Source organism: Ruminococcus sp. YRD2003, assembly GCA_900109435.1.
Taxonomy (GTDB): domain Bacteria; phylum Bacillota; class Clostridia; order Oscillospirales; family Ruminococcaceae; genus Ruminococcus; species Ruminococcus flavefaciens_G.
Genome location: FNZT01000011.1, coordinates 112,204 through 134,428, shown reverse-complemented (window position 1 = coordinate 134,428; position 22,225 = coordinate 112,204). Strand labels below are relative to the sequence as shown.

Annotated in this window: 24 protein-coding genes; 17 read left to right on the top strand and 7 right to left on the bottom strand. The window is 53.9% G+C overall.

What is annotated here, in order from left to right; genetic code table 11:
* Positions 1 to 213 precede the first annotated feature (213 nt).
* The 6 genes from BMX22_RS10695 to BMX22_RS10670 all read right to left on the bottom strand — a co-directional run bounded on the left by BMX22_RS10695 (position 214) and on the right by BMX22_RS10670 (position 4,657).
* Complete coding sequence (locus BMX22_RS10695) at positions 214 to 456, bottom strand: RNA-binding S4 domain-containing protein (protein WP_031559902.1); 243 nt, start codon at positions 454 to 456, stop codon at positions 214 to 216.
* 48 nt (positions 457 to 504) lie between these two features.
* Positions 505 to 813, bottom strand: coding sequence for an HU family DNA-binding protein (locus BMX22_RS10690; protein WP_074742440.1), 309 nt, complete (start codon positions 811 to 813; stop codon positions 505 to 507).
* 1 nt (position 814) lies between these two features.
* Positions 815 to 1,624: a nucleoside triphosphate pyrophosphohydrolase gene (gene mazG, locus BMX22_RS10685; RefSeq protein WP_074742439.1), complete on the bottom strand. Its 810-nt coding sequence runs from the start codon at positions 1,622 to 1,624 to the stop codon at positions 815 to 817.
* Positions 1,625 to 1,768: 144 nt separating this feature from the next.
* Entirely contained in the window at positions 1,769 to 2,770 is a 1,002-nt protein-coding gene (trpS, locus tag BMX22_RS10680; RefSeq protein WP_074742438.1) for a tryptophan--tRNA ligase, read from the bottom strand.
* A 12-nt stretch (positions 2,771 to 2,782) separates the two neighbouring features.
* On the bottom strand, positions 2,783 to 3,298 hold the full coding sequence (locus BMX22_RS10675) for a hypothetical protein (protein WP_318259727.1): 516 nt from the start codon (positions 3,296 to 3,298) through the stop codon (positions 2,783 to 2,785).
* 165 nt (positions 3,299 to 3,463) lie between these two features.
* Positions 3,464 to 4,657, bottom strand: a complete 1,194-nt coding sequence (locus BMX22_RS10670) for a PLP-dependent aminotransferase family protein (RefSeq protein ID WP_074742436.1) — start codon at positions 4,655 to 4,657, stop codon at positions 3,464 to 3,466.
* Between the two features lie 292 nt (positions 4,658 to 4,949).
* Between BMX22_RS10670 and BMX22_RS10665 the strand changes: the two genes are divergently transcribed.
* The 3 genes from BMX22_RS10665 (at position 4,950) to BMX22_RS10655 (ending at position 8,460) form a co-directional block, all read left to right on the top strand.
* Positions 4,950 to 5,924 (top strand): dockerin type I domain-containing protein, encoded by a 975-nt coding sequence (locus BMX22_RS10665; protein WP_074742435.1) that lies wholly within the window; start codon positions 4,950 to 4,952, stop codon positions 5,922 to 5,924.
* A gap of 257 nt (positions 5,925 to 6,181) precedes the next feature.
* Complete coding sequence (locus BMX22_RS10660; RefSeq protein ID WP_074742434.1) at positions 6,182 to 7,786, top strand: polysaccharide biosynthesis C-terminal domain-containing protein; 1,605 nt, start codon at positions 6,182 to 6,184, stop codon at positions 7,784 to 7,786.
* 74 nt (positions 7,787 to 7,860) lie between these two features.
* On the top strand, positions 7,861 to 8,460 hold the full coding sequence (locus BMX22_RS10655; protein WP_074742433.1) for a DUF4352 domain-containing protein: 600 nt from the start codon (positions 7,861 to 7,863) through the stop codon (positions 8,458 to 8,460).
* A 66-nt stretch (positions 8,461 to 8,526) separates the two neighbouring features.
* Here the strand turns inward: BMX22_RS10655 and BMX22_RS10650 are convergent, their stop codons facing one another.
* Positions 8,527 to 8,697 carry a DUF362 domain-containing protein gene (locus BMX22_RS10650; protein ID WP_074742432.1) on the bottom strand — a complete coding sequence of 57 codons (171 nt, stop codon included), beginning with the start codon at positions 8,695 to 8,697 and terminating at the stop codon, positions 8,527 to 8,529.
* 268 nt (positions 8,698 to 8,965) lie between these two features.
* On the opposite strand from BMX22_RS10650, the gene BMX22_RS10645 reads away from it, so the two are divergent.
* The 14 genes from BMX22_RS10645 to BMX22_RS10580 all read left to right on the top strand — a co-directional run bounded on the left by BMX22_RS10645 (position 8,966) and on the right by BMX22_RS10580 (position 22,218).
* Complete coding sequence (locus BMX22_RS10645) at positions 8,966 to 10,369, top strand: ABC transporter substrate-binding protein (protein WP_074742431.1); 1,404 nt, start codon at positions 8,966 to 8,968, stop codon at positions 10,367 to 10,369.
* 209 nt (positions 10,370 to 10,578) lie between these two features.
* Positions 10,579 to 11,163, top strand: a complete 585-nt coding sequence (locus BMX22_RS10640; protein WP_074742430.1) for an Ig-like domain-containing protein — start codon at positions 10,579 to 10,581, stop codon at positions 11,161 to 11,163.
* Positions 11,164 to 11,404: 241 nt separating this feature from the next.
* Positions 11,405 to 11,881 carry a ribosome maturation factor RimP gene (gene rimP / locus BMX22_RS10635; protein WP_074742429.1) on the top strand — a complete coding sequence of 159 codons (477 nt, stop codon included), beginning with the start codon at positions 11,405 to 11,407 and terminating at the stop codon, positions 11,879 to 11,881.
* A 55-nt stretch (positions 11,882 to 11,936) separates the two neighbouring features.
* Positions 11,937 to 13,112, top strand: coding sequence for a transcription termination factor NusA (gene nusA / locus BMX22_RS10630; protein ID WP_074742428.1), 1,176 nt, complete (start codon positions 11,937 to 11,939; stop codon positions 13,110 to 13,112).
* The gene (rnpM, locus tag BMX22_RS10625; protein ID WP_074742427.1) at positions 13,102 to 13,380 is read left to right on the top strand and encodes an RNase P modulator RnpM; all 279 of its coding nucleotides are present in this window, start codon (positions 13,102 to 13,104) and stop codon (positions 13,378 to 13,380) included. Before nusA ends, rnpM begins: the two co-directional genes overlap by 11 nt.
* Positions 13,349 to 13,663, top strand: a complete 315-nt coding sequence (locus BMX22_RS10620; protein ID WP_031559883.1) for a L7Ae/L30e/S12e/Gadd45 family ribosomal protein — start codon at positions 13,349 to 13,351, stop codon at positions 13,661 to 13,663. Before rnpM ends, BMX22_RS10620 begins: the two co-directional genes overlap by 32 nt.
* A gap of 61 nt (positions 13,664 to 13,724) precedes the next feature.
* On the top strand, positions 13,725 to 16,385 hold the full coding sequence (infB, locus tag BMX22_RS10615; RefSeq protein ID WP_074742426.1) for a translation initiation factor IF-2: 2,661 nt from the start codon (positions 13,725 to 13,727) through the stop codon (positions 16,383 to 16,385).
* A 147-nt stretch (positions 16,386 to 16,532) separates the two neighbouring features.
* Entirely contained in the window at positions 16,533 to 16,919 is a 387-nt protein-coding gene (locus tag BMX22_RS10610) for a hypothetical protein (RefSeq protein WP_177173014.1), read from the top strand.
* A gap of 12 nt (positions 16,920 to 16,931) precedes the next feature.
* On the top strand, positions 16,932 to 17,270 hold the full coding sequence (rbfA, locus tag BMX22_RS10605; RefSeq protein WP_074742425.1) for a 30S ribosome-binding factor RbfA: 339 nt from the start codon (positions 16,932 to 16,934) through the stop codon (positions 17,268 to 17,270).
* Positions 17,271 to 17,454: 184 nt separating this feature from the next.
* Positions 17,455 to 18,405 (top strand): DHH family phosphoesterase, encoded by a 951-nt coding sequence (locus BMX22_RS10600; RefSeq protein WP_074742424.1) that lies wholly within the window; start codon positions 17,455 to 17,457, stop codon positions 18,403 to 18,405.
* Positions 18,405 to 19,298, top strand: a complete 894-nt coding sequence (gene truB, locus BMX22_RS10595) for a tRNA pseudouridine(55) synthase TruB (protein WP_074742423.1) — start codon at positions 18,405 to 18,407, stop codon at positions 19,296 to 19,298. The genes BMX22_RS10600 and truB overlap by 1 nt, the downstream gene beginning before the upstream one ends.
* A gap of 3 nt (positions 19,299 to 19,301) precedes the next feature.
* A complete protein-coding gene (gene ribF / locus BMX22_RS10590; RefSeq protein ID WP_074742422.1) occupies positions 19,302 to 20,189 on the top strand; it encodes a riboflavin biosynthesis protein RibF in 888 nt (295 codons plus the stop codon).
* A 188-nt stretch (positions 20,190 to 20,377) separates the two neighbouring features.
* Positions 20,378 to 21,514 carry an ATP-binding cassette domain-containing protein gene (locus tag BMX22_RS10585; protein WP_074742421.1) on the top strand — a complete coding sequence of 379 codons (1,137 nt, stop codon included), beginning with the start codon at positions 20,378 to 20,380 and terminating at the stop codon, positions 21,512 to 21,514.
* Positions 21,514 to 22,218, top strand: coding sequence for an ABC transporter permease subunit (locus tag BMX22_RS10580; RefSeq protein WP_074742420.1), 705 nt, complete (start codon positions 21,514 to 21,516; stop codon positions 22,216 to 22,218). The genes BMX22_RS10585 and BMX22_RS10580 overlap by 1 nt, the downstream gene beginning before the upstream one ends.
* Positions 22,219 to 22,225 lie beyond the last annotated feature (7 nt).

The window sequence follows — 22,225 nt, the reverse complement described above, 5'->3', positions numbered from 1 at the left end:
ACTTACTCTTTTCATATCAGGAGAGTACCCCATAGGGGCAAAATTTGGACTAAAAGTCTTTGGAAAGGGGTTCGGGGGAGAACCTTTCTTCAGAAAGGTTTCCCCCGATAAATATCCCGTAATGCTTCCGTATAGGTACAGCCCTTATGAAGCGGCTTTTTGCGGTATAGTTTCAGCGTGCGGACGCAGGCATCCGCCCATGTGGCTCAAGTGTTATTCCACCACCGTGTAATTATCGGCGGCGTTCTCTTTTGTTGCGTGCTCGGTGACGCTGAGCACCTTGACCTTGAGCGGCTTAGTGCCCATATTAATCTCGATGATGTCGCCGACCTTCACGTCGTAAGAAGCTCTCGCGGCTTTGCCGTTGACGACTATCTTCTCGGCATCGCACGCTTCATTTGCAACAGTGCGGCGCTTGATGAGGCGCGTTACTTTCAGGTATTTATCGAGTCGCATAGTATTCCTCCAAAATAAACGGGGCGGAAAAAATCCGCCCCCGATATATTACTTCTTCTTTGAAGATTTCTTAGCGCCCTTCTTAGCGTTAACAGCCTCCTTGAGGCCCTTGCCTGCCTTGAAAGCAGGAGCATTGCTGGGCGGGCAAACCATCTTCTCCTTGGTTCTGGGGTTGATGCAAGTCTTCTTTTCTCTCTTGCGTACCTCGAATGTACCAAAGCCTGTGATAGCGACCTTATCGCCCTTTACGAGAGCTTCCTCGATTGCTGAGAGAGTAGCCTCGAGAGCAGCAGCAGCGTCCTTCTTAGTGCAGTTTGCTTTATCTGCGATTGAATTGATGAGTTCTGTTTTAGTCATTTTAGTGTTCCTCCGTTATAATTTTTTTAGCTTTGTCCCAGTAAATATCCAGCTCTTCGATAGGGAGGTCCTTCATATCGTGCCCCTCCTCACTGACCAGCTGCTCTGTTACAGAGAACCGCTTGATAAACTTGTCCGTGGAAGCCTTGAGAGCGAGCTCGGCATTCACGCCGAGGTGACGGGCAGCATTCACACACGAGAAGAGCAGGTCGCCCATTTCTTCCTCGATATTCTGCGTATCGCCCGCGGCAACAGCTCTTTCGAGCTCTGCCTTTTCACTGTCTATGCAAGCCATAGCGTCCTTGGCGCTGCGGAAGTCCATACCTGCGCGCATTGCACGTTTACCGACCTTCTGCGCCCTCATGAGCGACGGAAGAGACTTAGCGACCTGATTCAGTGTATCGGTATAGGTCTCCTGTCCCTTTTCGTCCATTTTGATAGCGTCCCAGTTCTTCAGCACCTCTGCGGTGGTATCGGCTTTGACCTCGCCGAAAACGTGGGGGTGACGGAGAATGAGCTTCTTGCATATCTCGTCACAGACGTCGTCGAACCTGAACGAGCCTGCTTCCTCCTCTATCCTGCAATGGAAGACCACTTGCAACAGTACGTCGCCGAGCTCTTCCCTGAGCAGGGAGGTATCTCCGAGATCGATAGCTTCTACAGCTTCGCAGGTCTCCTCAATGAAGTCGCTTCTGATAGAGCTGTGGGTCTGTTCTCTGTCCCAGGGACAGCCGCCTTCGCCCCTCAGTAACCTGACGATGTCGAGCAGATCGCTGATAGTGTAGTTATCCTTCTGCTGATATTCGACCATGGGATTAGCACTCCTCTAATAATACCCCAAAATTCGCGAAAAATCAATATATTTCGCAAAAGTTTGTGCTTTTTGCAGAATTTGGGATTAATTTTTTATATGTTTTGCCTAAAGTATCCGCGCATTTAGGCGGTTTCGGCGGATTCAGAAGGGTCTGTCGACGAATCCGACCTTGTGATACGCCTTGGAAACGATGCGGCTTGATATCTTCATCGCCTTCTCGGCGCCCTTTGTGTAGCAGTCCTTGAGGTAAGCCTTGTCGTTTATGAGGCGGGCGAACTCGGTGCGGACGGGCTCAAGGCTGTCTGCAACAGCCTCGCCAACCGCGAGTTTGAAGTCGCCGTAGCCCTTGCCTGCGAATTCAGCCTCGATAGCGGCGTAGTCCTTGCCTGTGACGCAGGAATAGATAGACATAAGGTTGTTGATGCCGTCCTTGCCCTCGCGGAAAGCGACCTCCGCCTCGCTGTCGGTGACAGCGCGCTTGAACTTGCGAACGATAGTGTCCTTGTCGTCGAGTATGAGGATGCAGGCATTCACGTTCTCATCGGACTTGGACATTTTCTTTGTCGGGTCCTGAAGCGACATTATCTTCGCTCCGACCTCGGTGATGTACGGCTCGGGGAGCTTGAAGAAGTCGCCGTAGCGCTGGTTGAAGCGCTGAGCGATATTTCGTGCGAGTTCGAGGTGCTGTTTCTGGTCAACACCAACGGGCACGAGGTCGGCGTTGTACGCGAGGATATCCGCCGCCATAAGGGACGGATAGGTAAACAGACCCGCGTTGACATCGTCGGGGTGCTTCTGGCTCTTGTCCTTGAACTGGGTCATGCGTGAGAGCTCGCCGAACTGCGTGTTGCAGCAGAGCAGCCAGTTGAGGTCATTGTGGGTGTGAGCGTGGCTCTGGATGAAGAGGATAGACCTCTCGGGGTCAAGACCGCACGCCATGAGCAGAGCGTATGCCGCGAGAGTATTCTGGCGGAGCTTTGCGGGCTCCTGTTTAACGGTTATAGCGTGGAGGTCCGCAACGCAGTAAATGCAGTTGTACTGTTCCTGAAGCGGGCCCCAGTTTCTTACAGCGCCGATGTAGTTGCCGAGTGTGAAAGTACCTGTCGGCTGTATTGCGCTGAAAATGAGCTTTTTATCGTCCATATGGGGTACTCCTTACTTATTTGCCTTGCGGGCTTCCATATCATCTCTGAGCTGACAGTTCCTGAGCTCAGCGAGCACGCGCTGATAGAGCACGTAAAGCGTGCGCTTCTCGGGCTCTGTTTCGGGGATAAGGCCGGGCTGGAACTCCACCTTGTAGGTGCCGTTCTTGGTGAGGAGATATACGAACTGTGTCCTGCCCTTGGGGAGGTCGAACTGCTTTGTCTTGGTAGCCTTGGGGATGATCTGAGCTGCATTGACTACAAGAGCATTTGCAGCCTGTACAAGGCTTCTGTACTTCTGAGAAGCGCCGACGTACTCGCCGCCGTTGTTGAAGTAGAGGTTAGCGGCTCCGTTGATGAAGCAGACCATGGTTGTGAGGATATTGCCGGGCATGGGCATATCAATGACCACGCCGTAGACGTCTTTCTTGCCGAACTTCATTTCAAAGAAGTTAGCGGGGAAGCTGAGAGCCTGAGCTCTTGTCATGAGGTATTTCTGAGTAACGGGGTATCTGTCTGAGGTTGCCATATTTGTGATTCCTTTCAGTTTGGTAGTTATATTTGTGAGCCGTTAGCTGTCAGCCTTTAGCCTTTAGCTCGCGGTATCGCCTTATGGCGATGATATCTGAATATGTCCGCGTCAGCGGACACCATAAGCTAACGACTAATGGCTAAAGGCTAACGGCTCGGATGATTAGTCGAGCATCTCGCGTGTCATGCGGGCGAGTATCTCCATGCCCTTTTTGATCTGCTCGTTTGTGGGGGTCGAGTAGTTGAGGCGGAATGAGTGGCTTACCTCGCTCTCCTTTATGTTGAACGAGTTGCCGGGAACGACCGCGATCTTGTATTCCTGAACAGCCTTGGTGCAGAATGCGTTCATATCCGCGCTCTCGGGGAGGGTACACCATATGAACAGTCCGCCCTGCGGTCTGACATAGCTTATCTTTTTCGAGAAGCCGTCATCAATGAAGCTGCACATAAGGTCGCACTTTTCCTTGTATATGCCGCGCAGCTTGTTGAAGTGAGCCTCGCGGTCGATAGTGGTCATAAAGCGGTGGCAGAGCACCTGTGCCCATATATTCGAGTGAACATCGGATACCTGCTTGCATACGACTATCTTCTGAATTATCGGAGCAGGCGCCGAAACGAAGCCTGTTCTGAAGCCGGGCGAGATGAGCTTTGAGAAGGTGCTGGAGTAGATGACTCTGCCCTCTGTATCAAGGCTCTTTATCGTGGGAACGTTCTCACCTGCGAAGCGGAGCTCGCCGTAGGGGTCATCCTCGAGGATGATGAAGTCATACTTGCAGGCAAGCTCGTAAACAGCCTTGCGCTTAGCGAGCGACATCGTGCGGCCCGTGGGGTTCTGGAAATTAGGGATAAGGTAGAGTATCTTTACATTCGGCTGAGTTTTGAGAGCGTCCTCGAGCTTGGCGAGGTCGATGCCGTCATCCTCCATATCAACGCCGACGAGGTTGACGTTGTAAGAGCGGAAAGCGTTGAGAGAGCCGATGAAGCTCGGCGACTCACACAGCAGGGTATCGCCCTCGTTGAGGAGCACCTTGCAGGAGAGCTCGTTTGCCTGCTGACCGCCCGACGTGATGATGAGGTCGTCGAACTCCTTGTGGAAGCAGCCCTTTTCGGTCATCCAGCCCTTGAGAAAATCGCGCAGGGGAGTATATCCCTCGGTGACGCTGTACTGCATAGCGAGGATAGGGTCATCGCGCAGGAGCTCAGCGGAGAGCTCGGCTATCCTCTCCTTGGGGAAAGCCTCGGGAGCAGGATTGCCCGCCGCGAATGAAATGACCTCGGGGTCTGCGGTGAACTTGAGTATCTCACGAATAGCGGAGGCTTTCAGACCGCTTACCTTGTCGGAAAATTTATATTCCATATATGATTCGTCCTTTCGATTAGTCTTAAAGCAAAATAAGCTAACTAACATTATACCATATAATTACAAAAAAAGCAACAGCCGCGGGGGAGAAATTTCCGTTTGGTTTATGTATACCGCGAAATCGGCAGTGCTGACACCGCACTTATACCATAATAGGAAAAGCAACAGTAACGGTATAATTTTGCTTCACTGCTGATAATAAGCGGAATATCGGCAAAAGCTCTTGATTATTCAAAGCTTGTGGTGTATAATGTATTAAAATACCATATGAGGAGGTCATGCGGTGAGAATGAAAAAGCTGCTCTCAGCAGCGCTTTCGCTTGCAATAGCGGTCGCAGCTTCGGAATATTACTTCATTAGGAGCTCTGTACTGTCAGGCGGCGGACAGACTGCCTATGCCTATAATGAAGGTGCGGAAAATCCGTATAATAAACAGGATGATAAGATAGTTGAGTATGACGGCAAGAAATGGGTCCAGCCGAATGAGTGGAACACCCAAAAGATAGATCCTCGTGACTATGAGGGCGGCATAATGCTCTTTTTCGATAAGATAGGTCTCGAACCCGAATACGCGAAGGGAAAGGTACAGCGTGTATATTTCAGTGTGGTCGGCGTGGAGGAGCCTGTCAATATGATGCGCTTTCATTTCTTCTATGATACGCGCCTGAAGGTGCGTGAGAACTCCAAGGGCGAGGTGGTTACGGCGGGTACTTCGGTCGAGGGCTTCACGACTGGCTCGGCAATGGTCGAAGAGGGGCAGCTCGCATTCTACGCCTACTCGGAGGAGAGATCGGTACAGAATGGCAGTATCTTCACGGTGGACTTCGTAGTTCCCGAGGACGCCGACAGCGGCGAGGTCTACCCATTTGGGCTCGTCTATGTGGTCGACGATGTAGGAAAAGACTTGTTCATCGACCGCTCCCAGAGCGGAGCGGGCAAACTGCAAATGACCTATGTGTTCACGAAGGGGCTGCACAGCGGCTGGATAAAGATCGCGGGCGAGAAGCCCAAACCCGCTCTCATGCTCGGCGACCCCAACGGCGACGGGAAGGTCGACGCGAAGGACGCCACCTTTGTTCTCGGCGAGTACGCGCTGCGGTCGACGGACGGAGTCACGGAGCCGCTCCCGCCCGAGATAAAGTCAGCCGCCGACGTCAATGAAGACGGCATGGTCGATGCAAAGGACGCCTCGTCTATACTGGCGTACTATTCGTTCATCTCGACGGGCGGAACGGGCACAATGGAGGATTTCCTCGCAAAATAAACAGGTATGCTGTGTAGGGGCGCTTTACAGCAAAGCTGCATATAGCATCACAATCCAAATCGAAGATTTGGTGTGCTGCTTATCCGAGCGCCCGCAGACCAATATCAAGCTACAGTTGATTTATAAAACGACGGGCGAGCGGAACTCGCCCCTACAAAAAATTAGGTAGGGGTGTTTTCGGGCGTCCGTTTTCCTTTTGCCTCATAATTTGCTGCCGCGCGGCATATCCTGTATGGAATACGGACGGGAGGCGCGCGATGAAGAAGCAGAACATACTGAAAGGCTCGATAATACTGATGATATCGGCGGTAGTGGCGAAGGGCTTCGGAGCGCTGTTCAAGATACCGCTGACGAACCTGCTCGGCGGCGTGGGAATGAGCTATTTCAGCTGTGCGTACAGCCTTTTTCTGCCTGTTTACGCGCTTACGGCGACGGGCTTGTCCTCGGCGGTGGCGCGCATGACCGCACAGAGCTCCGCCCTCGGAATGTACGCGAATATCCGCCGCATACGCAGCACCGCCCTGCTGCTTTTCACGGGAGTGGGTCTCCTCGGGAGCGCCGCCGTATACCTGCTCGCATACCCGTTCAGCCTGCTCTCGACGGGCGGCACGGAAGCGGTCCCCGCGCTGATGATGATAGCTCCCGCGGTGCTTTTCGGCTGCATTACAGCGGTGGAGCGCGGCTATTACGAGGGCATGAGCAATATGTACCCGACCGCACTCTCTCAGGCGGCGGAGGGCGCGGTCAAGGTTGCCGCGGGACTGTGGCTGTGCGGCTTTGTGGACTCTCACGGCAGCGCGATAATGGCTCATTTCCCCTCCGTGACCGATACACGTGCGCTCTCGGCGGCGGCGGGCATACTCGGAGTATCGCTGTCCTCGCTCGGAGCGGTGCTGTTCTTTGTGGTAATGGCGCTTTTCCGCCGTACTTTCCGCGGAGGCGAGGAGCATATTCAGTCCCGCCGCGAGATAGCCCGCGAGCTCGCACTGACGGCTCTGCCCGTGGGAGTGAGCTCTGTCGTCACGAATCTGACTTCACTTGTGGATATGTGGACGGTCATCGCCTGTATATCGCGGTTTGGCTGCGGCAGGGGAGTACCCGCGGCGGTCGCGCCCGAGGATGTCCCGAACTTCGTGTACGGCTCGTTCGCAGGGATAGCGCTGACGGTGTTCAACCTTGTGCCGTCGGTGACGAATATGCTCGGCAAGGGAGCGCTCCCGACGATAACGGCGGCGTGGTCATCGCGGGACAGAGCCGCCCTCGAAGCAGGCACGGCGCAGGCGCTCGTGACAGCGGCAGCGATGGCAGTGCCGTCGGCATTCGGGCTGGGAGTCCTCGCCCCCGAGGTACTGCATCTGCTGTTCCCGCTGCAAAGCGACGAGGTAGAGCTGTGCATATCGGCTCTGCGGCTGCTTATGGCTGGAATGGTCTGCCTGTGCTTGTCATTCCCTGTATTCAGCCTTTTACAGGCGGTCGGCAGGTCATCTGCGCCGCTGAAGATAATGCTCGCGGGAGCAGCCGTGAAGCTCGTCGGCAATCTTGCGCTTGTGCCTCTCCTCGGAGCTGACGGAGCGGCGATATCGACCTCGCTCTGCTACGCAGTGATACTGGCTGTCTCGCTGACCGTATACATCCGCGTCTCGGGAGCAGCCCTGCCTGTCGGAGCACTGTTGAAGGTGCTCTATGCGGGAGCTATGTGCGGCGGAGCAGCCTATCTCGCGAAAGGCATATGCACGCGTGCAGGAGTGTCAGGGATAATTTACACGGCAGTTTCCGCTGCGGCAGGTGCAGTGATGTATCTTGTCTCACTGGGACTGCTCTCGCTGAAAAGACCGAAGAGGCGGGCGCTGTGCGATACTTGACACGAGCGGCTCTGTTGTGGTATACTAAGGGAGCGCAGATCGCGCCTATCCACATCTGAACGGAGGCTCATACAATGAGAATATATAAGATCGCCGCGCTCATCCTGTGTGCGGCTATGGCAGTATCGGCAGCAGCAGGCTGCTCTGACGATTCGGGCAGCAGGTCTATGTCTGTGGCATCGCAGGCTACCACCGTAAATCAAAGCAACGAGGGACGAGCAGACCACGAGGTCAGCGCCGCTGTTTCCGAGAAGGCGAGCGCCAACAAGACTGGCTTCACGCTTAACAGGGTCATCGACGCGGACAACCGCAACGAGAAAAACGAGCGCTTCATCTATCTCGATGTCACAATCGACAACACCACCGACAAGGAGTACGAACTCAACATACTCAACAACTTCTATCTGCTTCTCAGCGACGGCAGCGAGATACATTACCATGTAGGCAGCCAGCTCTATGCCACGAACAATCTTGACGGCTATATCCCCAGCCCGTTCACAGTTCCCGCGAACGGACAGTTCAGCGGGATAGTCGGCGGCTTTGCTGTAGGAGAGGACGTGAAGGACTTCACGGTATGCTTCTTCCCGACACTCAATGAGCCTGACAAGACACCCGACGTCATCAAGGTGAACGTTACCGAGAGCGATATCACGGTACTGACTCATTCGACGTGACAACAAACAAAAGAAAAACGGCTATCCGAAAGGATAGCCGTTGATTTTTCATGTATCGTGTCAGAATTACTCAGCAGAAGGAGCGCCTACGGGGCAAACACCTGCACAAGCGCCGCACTCTACGCAAGCGTCAGCGTCGATAACGTATTTTCCGTCGCCTTCCGAGATAGCGCCTACAGGACACTCACCTGCACAAGCACCGCAGCTAACACAATCGTCTGAAATCTTATATGCCATAATTAAAGCACCTCCGTAGAATATTCGGGGAGCTTCCGCTCCTCTTGATTCTATTTTGACATAAAGGCGGCGAAAAATCAAGACATATTTGTTAGCATTACCTTACAAAATATGGATTATAGCCTTTTCTGCATTTTTTTGCTGAAACTTAGACATTTGTCAACCGTTTGTCAGCGGTGCTTGACTTCATCTCTGCGATATGGTACAATATAGGTTGGCTCGAAAGGGTCTGCACGAGCGGACTCTCGGCCATGGAAGGAGCATAACGATGAATGGAATAAAAAGGCTGCTTTCGGCAGTCGCAGCTGCGGCGGTCTTCGGAGGCGCAGCTGTGTCCTGTGAGGACGGCAAGACCTCCGAGGACAGCATAGCAGAAATAACCTCCGAGACTGAGCCGACGACAGAGGCAGCCGCCGATGTAAGCGGACAGACAATAGTATGGCTCGCGGACTACGACCTCAATCCCGCGAATGGCGGTCCGCGTTCGACGGCGCTCTCGCTTTTTGAGGACGTATACGGTGCAAATGTGAAGTATGAATTCACATCTCCGAGCGAGAAGTACGACAGGCTTTCCGAGATGATAATTTCGGGCGAGCAGGTGGATATGTTCCCCTATGAGGAGGGCGCGTTCCCGAACGGCGCTCTCAATGAGCAGTACGCCCCCCTCGACCCGTATTTTGACAGTATGGGCATGGCGGAGGAGGGCCTCTGGGACGGAATGACCGACGTGATAGAAAAGTTCGGGTATAACGGTCAGCACTACGTTGTGCCGTATGCCCTTACCGACCCGCAGGTCATAATATACAGCCGAAACATAATGAGCGAGCAGGAGCTTGAAGACCCGTATCAGCTCTACCTCGACGGCAAGTGGGACTGGAACAAGTTCATGGAGCTCATGGAAGCGTTCGTTGCTAAGGCACCCGAGGGCGAAAAGCGCTATGGCTTATGCGGCAGCTGCGGACAGGCGCTTCTTCAGTCCACTGGCCACACCGTGGTAAACTACAACGGTACCGAGTTTGCAAATAATATCAGCGACCCCGCGATAGAAAAGGCGGAGCTCTTCATGCAGGAGATAGCCTCAAAGGGACTCTACCGCTCCGATTGGGAGAACTATTATCCGACGAGACACGATACGCTCTTTTTTGCTGCGGGAGACTGGGCGCTCGGCGAATCCAATGCGATGAACCCGAATTCGGACATCATGGCAGTACCTTTCCCGAAGGCTCCCGATGCCGACAAGGAATACCTCTGCTGCAACTACGATGCGAAGATGCTCGTCAGGAACTCGACCAAGGGCGCGGCTGTTGCGGCGTATATCAAGTGCGAGCGCATTGCGGCGGCGCAGGAGGAGTACAAGAAGGCTGCGAAGCAGGCAGCTCTTGCGGAGATAAAGACGGCGGGAGGCAAGACCAAGTCCTTCGTTACCGAGGAGCAGTACGACGTATTACAGTCGCTTCTTGACCCGAGCGAGAGGACGCCTCTTATTGACTTCGGCTATGGCATGGGCGCGAGGATGTACGGCGAGGGCGACTATAACTACGAGACCAGCGGCGTTATGAACAAGCTCACGCAGGCGCTGCTCGAGGGCGAGCCTGCGGCGGATTCGTGGGAGACACTCCGCGATTCGTGCAGCGGAGTCATCGACGAAGAGGTCGGAAGATTCAACTCATAAGACCTGCGGAACGCCGCTTTGGCGTTCCGCTTTTAGTTTAGGGCAGTGTGTCACACTCTTTCCTTGTGCAAAATCAACAAATCGCAGAAATAATTTACAGCAATGTGTAAAAATTTCTGAAAGTGCGTGACTTTTTTAAGTGCTTGTGTTATAATGTTATCAAAGGAATGCTCCTTTGTTAAGATATAAACATAAAGGAAGGAAATAGTATGGACAACAGAAGACGTGTTACACGTAAGGTGCTCAGACAAAGACAGTTGGCGGCGCTTGCAGTCATAGCGTTCGTTGTGCTGATGTTTGTCGTGCTTCTCGCTAAATGTACAAAGAATATGGGCGGCGAAAACGGCTCGAAGGCTGAAACTACGACCACGACCTCCACTACCATTGTTGTGACCGAGCCTCCTGCGGAGACTACGACCGTAACTACTACTGCTGCCGTAAATCCCAAGGCTTCCAACGTCAAGCTCTCCAAGCGCGAGCTCTTCCTCGAGGTCGGCGAGACCGACGTCCCGATAATCCAGAGCTATCCTGACGCAGGCACGGGCGAATCCGACGAGGTCTGGAAGTCTATGGACCCCGCAATAGCCGTTGTTAATGCATCGGGCTATATCACGGGCGTATCCAAGGGACAGACATACATAGTCCTCAGCTTCAAGAACTATCCCGATATCGAGATAGAGATAAAGGTCAACGTTGGCGGAGGCGACGCTCCCGCTATCGCGACGACCACCCTTGCCGACGACGACCCTCTCGCGACTACGACTACCACGGTCGCCAATGCGGGACTGGCTTAAAACTGCAAAATCGGTACCGAAAACAGTGTTCGGTACCGATTTTTTTGTCCGATTTGGATAAATACGCGAAAAATTTGAAAAATCTGCGAAAAGCACTTGATTTTTCCATTTCTGCGTGTTATAATACTATATGATGATAGTAAGACTAAAGACCGGAAACCTCCGGTCTTTCGTATTGTATCGGGAGATAGCCTCCCGACGGCTATTGAGATGCTATGGACAGAAAGGAGAAAAGCACCGGATGAAGCTGAAAAAGTTCGGAGGAACAGAGCAGAAGGTATACGACCTCGTCAAGCCGATAACGGACGAGCTCGGCTACTACCTCTGGGACGTCAACTACGTCAAGGAGGGGGCGATGTGGTATCTGCGGATATTCATCGACTGCGACGAGGGCATCACCATCGCGGACTGCGAGCGCGTAAATGCTCCCGTGAACGATATCCTCGACGAGACAGACCCCATTCCCCAGCATTATATGCTCGAGGTCGGTTCTGCGGGACTGGAGAGGGAGCTCCTCAGAGAGGAACACTTCGAGGTCTGCGAGGGCGACAAGGTAAGGGTGCGCCTGATACGCGAGGCGGACGGAGAGAAGGAGATATGCGCCAGCCTTGTCGGAGCCGATAAGAGCGCAGTCACGGTCAGGGACGATGACGGCTCTGAGCGTGTGATACCACTCGAGGACATCGCATTCGTCAAGCTGTGGTTCGATTTTGAATGAGCCGCAGAGATTAATCAAGTTCAACGTAAATATAATATAAACGGAGGAAAACACAATGGAAAACTTTTTCGACGCACTTAAAATGCTCGGCGAAGAAAACAGCGTTGAGACCGACCTGCTCATCGAGAAGGTAAAGTCGGCAATGCTCAAAGCCGCCAAGAGAGCATATCCTCACAGTGAGGACAGGATAAGAGTCGAGATAGACCCTGCAAAGAAGAAATTCGCAATGTACATCGTTCAGGAGATAATCGACGACGAGCCCATCGACGAGAACGAGATAAACATCGACGTTGCAAAGACCATCGACCCGAACGCAATGGTCGGCGGAACGATACTGAAGGAGATAGATATCTCGAAGCTCGGAAGAATGGCGGCTCTCTCGGCAAAGCAGTCGATAAAGGGCGACCTCCGCGAGATAAACCGTGAGCAGATGCTCGGCAAGTTCGAGCAGAAAGAGCACGACTGCATCATCGCGACCGTATCGCAGATAGAGCCGGGCAGGGGCACAGTCACGGTCGAGTATCAGGGCACGGAGCTCTACCTCTTCAAGAATGAGCAGATACCAGGCGAGGTGCTCGAGGAGGGCAAGCAGGTAAAGGTGTACATCACAGGCATCGTCGGCAAGACAAAGAAGCCTATCGTGAAGATATCACGTACACATAAGGACCTCGTAAAGCGCCTGTTCGAGCTTGAAGTCCCCGAGATATACGACGGCACTGTAGAGGTCAAGTCCATATCGCGTGAGGCAGGCTCGAGAACGAAGATAGCCGTATGGTCGAAGGACGACAACGTAGACGCGGTCGGCGCTTGCATCGGACCTCAGCGCTCGCGTATCACTGCTGTAGTCAACGAGCTCAGCGGCGAAAAGATAGACATCATCCCGTGGAGCGAGGATACAGCGGAGTTCATCACAAGAGCCCTTGCTCCCGCACAGGTGCTCAAGACTGTAGTTACCTCCGAGGAGGAGAAGACCTGCACAGTTATCGTGCCGAACAACCAGCTCTCGCTCGCTATCGGCAACAAGGGACAGAATGCAAAGCTTGCGGCTAAGCTGACGGGCTTCAAGATAGACATCAAGCCCCAGTTCGACAACCTCACGGGCGACGAAGCTCCCGAGCTCAGCCCCGACTATGTTCCTCCCGTAAAGGAGACATACGAGGAGGACATCCCCGAGAAGACAGAGGCTGAGGCAGCTGCGGAGGGAACCGCTGAGGAAAATGATGAAGCCTAAGAAGATACCGATGAGAATGTGCCTCGGCTGTAATGAGATGAAGCCGAAGAAAGAGCTCATGCGCGTGGTAAAGTCTCCCGAGGGCGAGATAAGCCTTGATTTTGTCGGCAAGAAGAACGGCAGAGGAGCTTACATCTGCAAGAGCACCGAGTGCTTCGATAAGGCGCGCAAAGCCCGCAGACTTGAAAAGGCATTCTCATGCAGGATAGATGAGAGCGTTTATGAGGTGATGTCCGATGAACTCAGAAAAGAAACGGAAAACGGCTGACCTGCTGACGATATGCATAAAGGCAGGCAGGGCGGTAAAGGGCTTTGACAGCTCGATGGACGCAGTCAGAGACGGCAAGGCATTCTGCGTGCTGACCGCAGCCGACGCTTCACCGAAAACTCTCAAGGAAGTGGATTTCGTGTGCGGCAGATACGAGACCGTACACCTCAGGACCGAGCTCGCAAAGGACGAGATGGGGCGGCTCTGCGGCAAGGAGACCGCAGTGATAGCTGTCTGCGACAAAGGCTTTGCGGACGGGTTCATCAAGAAGATACAGAAATAACACCTCAGAAGTGTTGACATAAATAACTACACTTTTACGATAATTGGAGGTACTGCAACATATGGCAAAAAAGATAAAACTGAGCGACGCAGCGAAGGACCTTAACGTCGCTTCACAGGATATAATTGATTTCTTCGCAGGCAAGGGCGATACGAAGAAGAAGGCTTCCACGGGTCTTACCGAGGACGAGATGAACGTTGTCCTCGAGCACTACACCAAGCTGAACGCAGTGAAGTCCTTCGACGAGTATTTCGCGTCCAAGAGCGACCCGAGACCCGAGCGCAAGGAAGAGCCCAAGCCCGAGAAGAAGACCGTCAAGAAGAAGGACGCCGAAGAGAAGCCCGCAGCCGAGAAGAAGACAGCTGCTAAGGCTGAGAAGGCGGAGAAGTCCGACGAGGCGAAGGCGGCTGCTCCGAAGAAGGAGAAGAAGCCTGCTGCCGAGAAGCCCGCAGCCGAGAAGAAGCCTGCTGCCAAGACCGAGAAGACGGCAGAAAAGCCCGTAAAGGCTGCCGAGAAGCCCGCACCCAAGGCTGAGCCCGAGAAGAAGGCGGAGGCACCCAAGGCTGAGAAACCCGCACCCAAGGCTGAAAAGCCCGCAGAGCCCGTTAAGAAGGAGCCCGCAAAGGCTCCCGAGCCGCCCAAGCCCAAGAAGCCCGAGAAGAAGAAGGAGCAGGTAAAGGCGCGCGACAGAGGCGAGAGCTCCAAGCTCAACACAAGCTTCTCATCCGAGACGGCTTCCACAGCAACACAGCGCCGCACAGTCGATACCCGCGGCAGCTACGTGGACCTCGACAAGTACAACGAGCGCTACGACAACATGGCTTCCTCGAACAAGCACAACGAGAACTACAGCTCGAAGAAGCAGAAGATAAATCAGAAGTCCCAGCAGAGGAACCGCCAGCAGTTCAGCAAGAAGGAGTCCGAGGCAGAGAAGCTCAAGAGGCTCGAGCTCGAGCGCGCAAGAAAGCAGCAGCTCAAGGTAATGATACCCGAGAGCATCACTGTCGGCGAGCTCGCAACACGTCTGAAGGCTACGGCTACCGACGTTATCAAGAAGCTCATGGGACTCGGCGTAATGGCTTCGATAAATCAGGAGATAGACTTCGATACCGCATCTCTCGTAGCTGAGGAGCTCGGCGCAAAGGTAGAGAAAGAGGTCATCGTCACCATTGAGGAGCGCCTCATCGACGACACCGACGACGACGATACGAACCTCCAGCCGCGCTGCCCCGTAGTAGTAGTTATGGGACACGTTGACCACGGCAAGACCTCTATCCTCGACCGCATCAGAAACGCTCACGTTGCCGCAGGCGAGGCAGGCGGCATCACACAGCACATCGGTGCTTATCAGGTAAACGTTCAGGGCAAGGACATCACCTTCCTCGATACTCCCGGACATGAGGCATTCACATCAATGCGTGCAAGAGGTGCGAACATCACCGATATCGCTATCCTTGTAGTTGCCGCAGACGACGGTATCATGCCGCAGACAGTTGAGTCCATCAACCACGCGAAGTCCGCAGGAGTGCAGATAATCGTAGCCATAAATAAAATGGATAAAGAGGGTGCAAACCCCGACAAGATAAAGGAAGAGCTCACCAAGTACGACCTCGTTTGCGAGGACTGGGGCGGCGACGTTATATGCGTACCCGTTTCGGCAAAGACGGGTCAGGGCATCGACGAGCTCCTCGAGAATGTGCTTCTCGTTGCCGAGGTGCAGGAACTCAAGGCTAATCCCGACAGACTTGCAAAGGGTACAGTCATCGAGGCACGTCTTGACAAGGGCAGAGGTCCTATCGCGACCCTCCTCGTTCAGAACGGCACTCTCAGACAGGGCGACGTCCTCATCGCAGGCACAGCCGTAGGACGTGTCCGCGTAATGACGAACGACAAGGGCAGAACAGTCAAGTCCGCAGGACCGTCCGTACCTGTTGAGATAACGGGACTTGCAGAAGTTCCGAGTGCAGGCGACATCTTCAACGCAGTTGAGGACGAGAGGCTTGCCCGCGAACTCGTCGAGCAGAGAAAGCACGAGCAGAAGCAGGAGCAGTTCAACCAGTACCGCAAGGTAACGCTCGACAACCTGTTCAGCCAGATAGCCGAGGGCGAGATAAAGGAGCTCCCGATAATCGTCAAGGCGGATGTACAGGGCTCTGTCGAGGCTGTAAAGCAGTCGCTCGAAAAGCTCTCGAACAACGAAGTAAGAGTAAGAGTCATCCACGGAGCAGTCGGAGCAGTCAAGGAGAGCGACGTAATGCTCGCGGCGGCATCAAACGCTATCATAGTAGGCTTCAACGTACGTCCCGACCCTGTTGCGGCTGAGAATGCCGAGCGCGACGGCGTAGACGTCCGCCTCTACCGCATCATCTACGACGCTATCGAAGAGATATCCACAGCTATGAAGGGTATGCTCGCACCTAAGTTCCGCGACATAGAGCTCGGACGCGTAGAGGTCCGTCAGGTATACAAGATATCGAATGTCGGCATGGTAGCGGGAAGCTACGTGCTCAGCGGCAAGGTAACAAGAGGCTGTCAGATACGAGTAGTGCGCGACGGTATCATCATCGCGGACGACAAGATATCGGGTCTGAAGCGCTTCAAGGACGACGCGAAGGAAGTCGCGGAGGGCTACGAGTGCGGTATCAGCCTTGAGAAGTTCAGCGACGTCAAGGAAGGCGATATCTTCGAGGCATACACCGTAGAGGAGTACCGCGAAGACTAAGGAAAGAGAAAAATCGCAGACCCGAAGGGAATTGTTTCCCTTCGGCAGGGTGCGGGACGGAGTCCCACGAACCAAGGATAATGAAATAATATAGGGATAAACCAAAAAGAAAGCCGAGCATAACTCGGCGGGAGGAGGATCACATCAATGGATGCAGAGAGAATGAGCAATGCCGATATGATACAGTATTGTGATGAAGCGCTGGCTTGGGAGGATTTCGGACCGATAGACATTTTCTTTTTCGAGTCCGTAAAAAAGATCCTGCTCGGTCAGTGCAGTCCCGTGGAGCAGGAGGAGGATTTCCCCAACGACCTCATGGGAGTGGAAAGACCTGTGCGTGATGTCGAGCTCGAGCCGGAATACGACAAATTCGCAGACATATACTACGAGGAGGGCGACGAAGAACTCCCCGACTATACAAAGGTGGAAGCGGACGTAGAGGAAGCCAAGGCGGGCGAGTACTTCGATGGCGAGGAAAAGCAGGAGGCGCAGCACGCCGAGACCGAAGACGGCGGCTTCACCGTAAATATCTGAGAGAGGTAAGCTATGCCTAATTTTAAAAACAGCCGTATGGCAGAGGACATAAAACGCGAGATGACAGCTATCCTGCGCGAGCTGAAAGACCCGCGCATAGACAAGCTGCTCACCATAGTGAGAGCTGACCTGTCGGGGGATATGTCAAACTGCAAGATATATGTCTCGAGCCTTGAGGGCATGGAGCGTACAAAGGAGTCGGTCGCGGGACTGAAAAGCGCGGCGGGCTTCATAAGGAGAGAGCTTTTCCACCGCCTGAAGATGAGGAAATCTCCCGAGCTGACGTTCGTGGCGGACAACTCTATCGAGAGAAGCGCGGAGATAAGCAAGAAGCTTAATGATTTGTTGTGATTGATACACTGCGGATATGCGTTGAGCCTTTAGCTATTAGCCTTTAGCCTTTAGCTCGCGGTATCGCCTTCGGCGATATTATTTAAATAAGTGAGCGAAGCGAACACATAGAGCTAATGGCTAACGGCTAATGGCTTAATCGAAGCTGTCCGCATTTAGCCATTCAACTAAAAGGAGTGCATTTATGTATATTGGTTTCAGTGAGACAGAGACCTTCCTGCGCAACTGCCAGGACGCGGTCATAATCACTCACCAGAGTCCGGACGGCGATTGTATCGGCGCGGGATTCGGACTCAAAGACATTCTTGCGGAGCTGGGCATACGCAGCCGCGTAGTGTGCAGCGACGTTTTCCCCTCGCGCTATGACTTTATGACGAGCGTGGGAGCGGGCGAGGAATTCGAGCCCAAGACCATCATCGCCGTTGATATCGCGGACGTAAAGCTCATGGGCAAGTACGCCGAGATATACGGAGACAAGGTACAGCTCTGTATCGACCACCACGAGTCCAACAGGGACTACGCGGAAAAGACGCTGCTGCGCGAGAAGGCGACGGCGGCGTGCGAGATAATCTACGACCTCGGGAAGTATATGGGCGTGAACATCACCAAGCACTGTGCAATGTGCCTGTATACGGGGATAGCCACGGATTCGGGCTGCTTCCGCTACGACTGCACGACTCCGCGCGCACATGAGATAGCGGCGGAGATGAAGCGCAGCTATGACATCAACTTTGCGAGGATAAACCGCTATATGTTCGAGGTGAAGTCGCTCGGCAGGATGAAGCTCGAGGCAAAGGTCTCGGAGCTCATGGAGGAGCATCTCGGCGGCAAGCTCGCCGTAGTCGCGGTAACGCAGGATATGATGCGTGAGCTCGGCATCAGCCCCGACGAGCTCGAGGGCTTTGCTCCTCTGACGATACAGCTCGAGAACACCGAAGTCGGCATACTCATGCGCGAGCGCGAACCGAACGTGTTCAAGTGCTCGTTCCGCTCGGCAGACGCGGTCAACGTCTCGACTATATGTCAGACGATAGGCGGCGGCGGTCATGCGAAGGCAGCAGGCTGCACGGTCGAGGGCGAGCTGGAAGAGGTCAAGAAAATGCTGATAGAAACCGTCAGAAAGGCGCTCGGCTGATGAACGGCATACTGTGCGTGAACAAGCCGCAGGACTTCACATCGTTCGACGTAGTCGCGAAGCTGAGAGGCATACTGCGCGAGCGCAGGCTCGGTCACGGCGGCACGCTCGACCCCATGGCTACGGGAGTTCTTCCCGTGTTCGTGGGAACGGCGACAAAGGCGTGCGACATCATGCCCGACAACACAAAGAGCTACCGTGCAGGCTTCCGTCTCGGCGAGAGCACGACTACGCAGGACATCACGGGCGAGGTGCTTACCCGCTCGGATATGGCGGTCGGCAGTGAGGCGCTGAGAGCAGCGATACCCGAGTTTATCGGCGATATCATGCAGCTTCCGCCGATGTATTCGGCAGTGCAGGTGAACGGACAGAGGCTCTACGACCTCGCCCGCAAGGGAGTGGAGGTCGAGCGCGAGCCGCGCCCGATAACGGTATACGGCATCGAACTCGTCAGCTACGACGAAGGCTCGCGTGAGGGAGTCCTCGACATCTCATGCGGCAAGGGCACGTATATACGCACCATAATAAACGACATAGGCGAAAGGCTCGGCTGCGGCGGAGTTATGACCTCGCTTGTGCGGACGAGCTCGGGCGGCTTCACGCTCGCGGACTGCTTCACATTCGAGCAGATACAGCAGGCGCGCGACGAGGACAGGCTCGCGGAGCTGATACTCCCGATAGAGCGTGTTTTCACGAAGCTGCCGAGGCTGAGGCTGAATGAGGTGCAGACGCGTATGTACCGAAACGGCGTAAAGCTCGACCTTGCCCGCGTGCGCGATATAAAGGCGGGCGTGACGGACTACGCAGTCTACGGCTCCGACGGCGCATTCATCGGCACGGCGCTCGCGGACTTTGAAAACGGCATACTGCGCGTGGCGAAGAATCTGGGGTGAGCTATGGAACGCAAGAAAACAGCAGTTGCTCTGGGACTTTTCGACGGCGTACACCTCGGACACCGCGCGGTGCTCGGGGCAGCGTATGCTCAGAGCAAAAACGGGCTTATCCCGTCGGCTTTCACATTTGAGCCGGGGAGCGTACTGCGTAAAGCAGGCGGTTCGTATGGCTATATCTACGGACAGCGGGCGAAGATAAGGCTCTTGAACGAGTGCGGCATCGAAAGGACCGATTTTCCGCCGTTTGATACGGTGTGCGGACTATCGGGCGAGGAATTTGCATCGCGCATACTTCACGAGCGAATGAACGCAGCCTATGTATGCTGCGGCAATGATTTCAGATTCGGAAAGAATGCTGCCTGCGGCGCGCAGGAGCTCATCGGCTTCGGAAAACGCTTCGGATTCGGCGTTGAGGTCGTTGACAGCGTAAAGCTGGACGGCGAAACGGTTTCCTCGAGCCGAATAAGGGAGCTTCTGCTGAGCGGCGATATCACTGCGGCAAATGAGCTTCTCGGCTCTGCGTATTTCATAAATGCGACGGTCACGGACGGCAATCACATCGGACGCACGATAGACTTCCCGACGATAAATCAGGAATTCGCGGAGGGACAGCTTGTCCCGAGATACGGCGTATACAGCACACACACAAATGTAGGAGGAAGGGTGCTTCCCTCGGTCACGAATGTAGGGGTCAAGCCCACAGTCGGCGGAGTTGACAGACCTCTTGCGGAGACTCACATAATCGGCTACAGCGGCGACCTTTACGGCAAAAACGTCGATGTGAGCTTTAGCGGATTTATCCGTCCCGAGAGGAAGTTCGGCTCGCTAGATGAGCTGAAAGCGCAGATAGCCGCTGATATAATGAGAGCTCGGGAACAGCGTACCACATAAAGTTCGTTTTGCTTTCACAACGTTATCACACATTAGTATTACTATAAATAAGCCATTAGCCGTTAGCCGTTAGCCATTAGCTTTTGGTGTCAGCTTCGCTGACTTATTTAAAATATCGCGTCAGCGATACCATTAGCTAAAGGCTAAAGGCTAATAGCTAAAGGCTCAAAACAGGAGGTTATTGCCAAATGATAGAGGTCAGAAACCTTACAAAGCGTTACGGCGACAAGCAAGCCGTGAACGATATCAGCTTCAAGGTCGAAAAGGGCGAGATACTCGGCTTTCTCGGACCTAACGGAGCGGGAAAATCAACAACCATGAATATGCTCACGGGCTATATCTCGTCGACTTCGGGACAGATACTCATCAACGGAGTAGACATTCTCGAAGACCCGATAAAGGCGAAGTCCAACATCGGCTACCTGCCCGAGATACCGCCTCTTTACGTGGATATGACAGTCGACGCCTACCTCGGCTTCATGTACGACCTGAAGAAGTGCAAGCTTCCGAGAAAGGCTCACTTGAAGGAGATATGCGACCTCTGCAAGATAACCAACGTAAGGGGCAGACTTATCCGCAACCTGTCAAAGGGCTACAAGCAGAGAGTCGGTCTCGCACAGGCGCTCATCAACAATCCGCCCGTGCTCATTCTTGATGAGCCCACTGTCGGACTTGACCCGAACCAGATAATCGAGATACGCACTCTCATCAAGAAGCTCGGCAAGAACCACACCGTTATCCTCTCGTCTCACATACTTCCCGAGATACAGGCGGTATGCGACAGGATAATCATCATCAACAAGGGCGTCGTAGCGGCTGACGGCACTGCTGACGAGATAGCCGCAAAGATAACCAACGAGCACAAGATGACCCTCCGTATCGAGGGCTCAACGCATACAGCTGAGGACAAGAAGGCGATAGTTGCAGCACTCAAGCAGCTTGACGGCATCAAGTATGTCCGTGCCGATATGGAGCGCGAGAAGGGCGTTTACGACTACGATGTAGAGTCTGAGGAAAAGGTGGATATCCGCCGCGCTATCAATCAGCTCTGCCGCGAAAAGGGCTGGAATATCCTCATGCTCCAGCTCTCAGACCTCACTCTCGAGGACATCTTCCTCAAGATAACCATGGGCGACGCCATCCCCGCAGGAGCGGAAAAGGCTGAAAAGCCAGCTAAAGATAAGCCCAAGTTCGACCTCAACGTCAAGGACGGCGCGCTCGTAGCAACCGAGGTCGAGGAGGAGACCAAGGAAGATCTTGAAGAGAACCTTCCCGCAGACCGTTCCTTTGAGGACGAAGACAAAAAAGAAGGAGGCGAGGAGTAATGGGAGCTATATACAGGCGTGAAATGGGCGCTTTCTTTACTTCGGGCGTCGCATACGTATTTCTGACAGTGTTCACACTGCTCTCGGGCATATTCTTTTTCTTCGGCGTTATCACCTCGGGCACTACCGAGACCTCGCCGCTGTTCAGCTCTATGTTCATCGTAGTGCTGTTCCTGATACCTATACTGACGATGAAGCTCCTCAGCGAGGAGAAGAAGAACCGCACAGACCAGGGCTTGCTGACCGCACCGATAGGCTTGTGGTCGATAGTCCTCGGCAAGTACTTCGCAGCTCTCACGCTCTATATCATAGCAGAGAGCGTCATCTTCATCTATTCACTGATACTCGCATATCTCGGCGACGTCGTATGGCCGTCGCTGCTCGGCAATTACTTCGCGATGCTGTTCCTCGGAGCCGCATTTATCGCAGTCGGACTCTTCATCTCCTCCCTTACGGAGAACCAGATGGCAGCAGCCGTAGCGAGTATGCTCGCACTCTTTGTGCTTTACCTCTTTGATTCGCTCGCCTCGAACGTGTCGATAGACTTCATCAGAAAGATAATGCTTTCTTTCTCGTTCTATTCGAGATACCTCGAATTCACGCGCGGCGTGTTTGACCTCACCGGCGTGATATTCTTCATCAGCGTCGCCTTTATCTTCAACTTCCTGACGGTAAGGATACTCGACAAGAGACGCTGGGGTTAATTGAGAA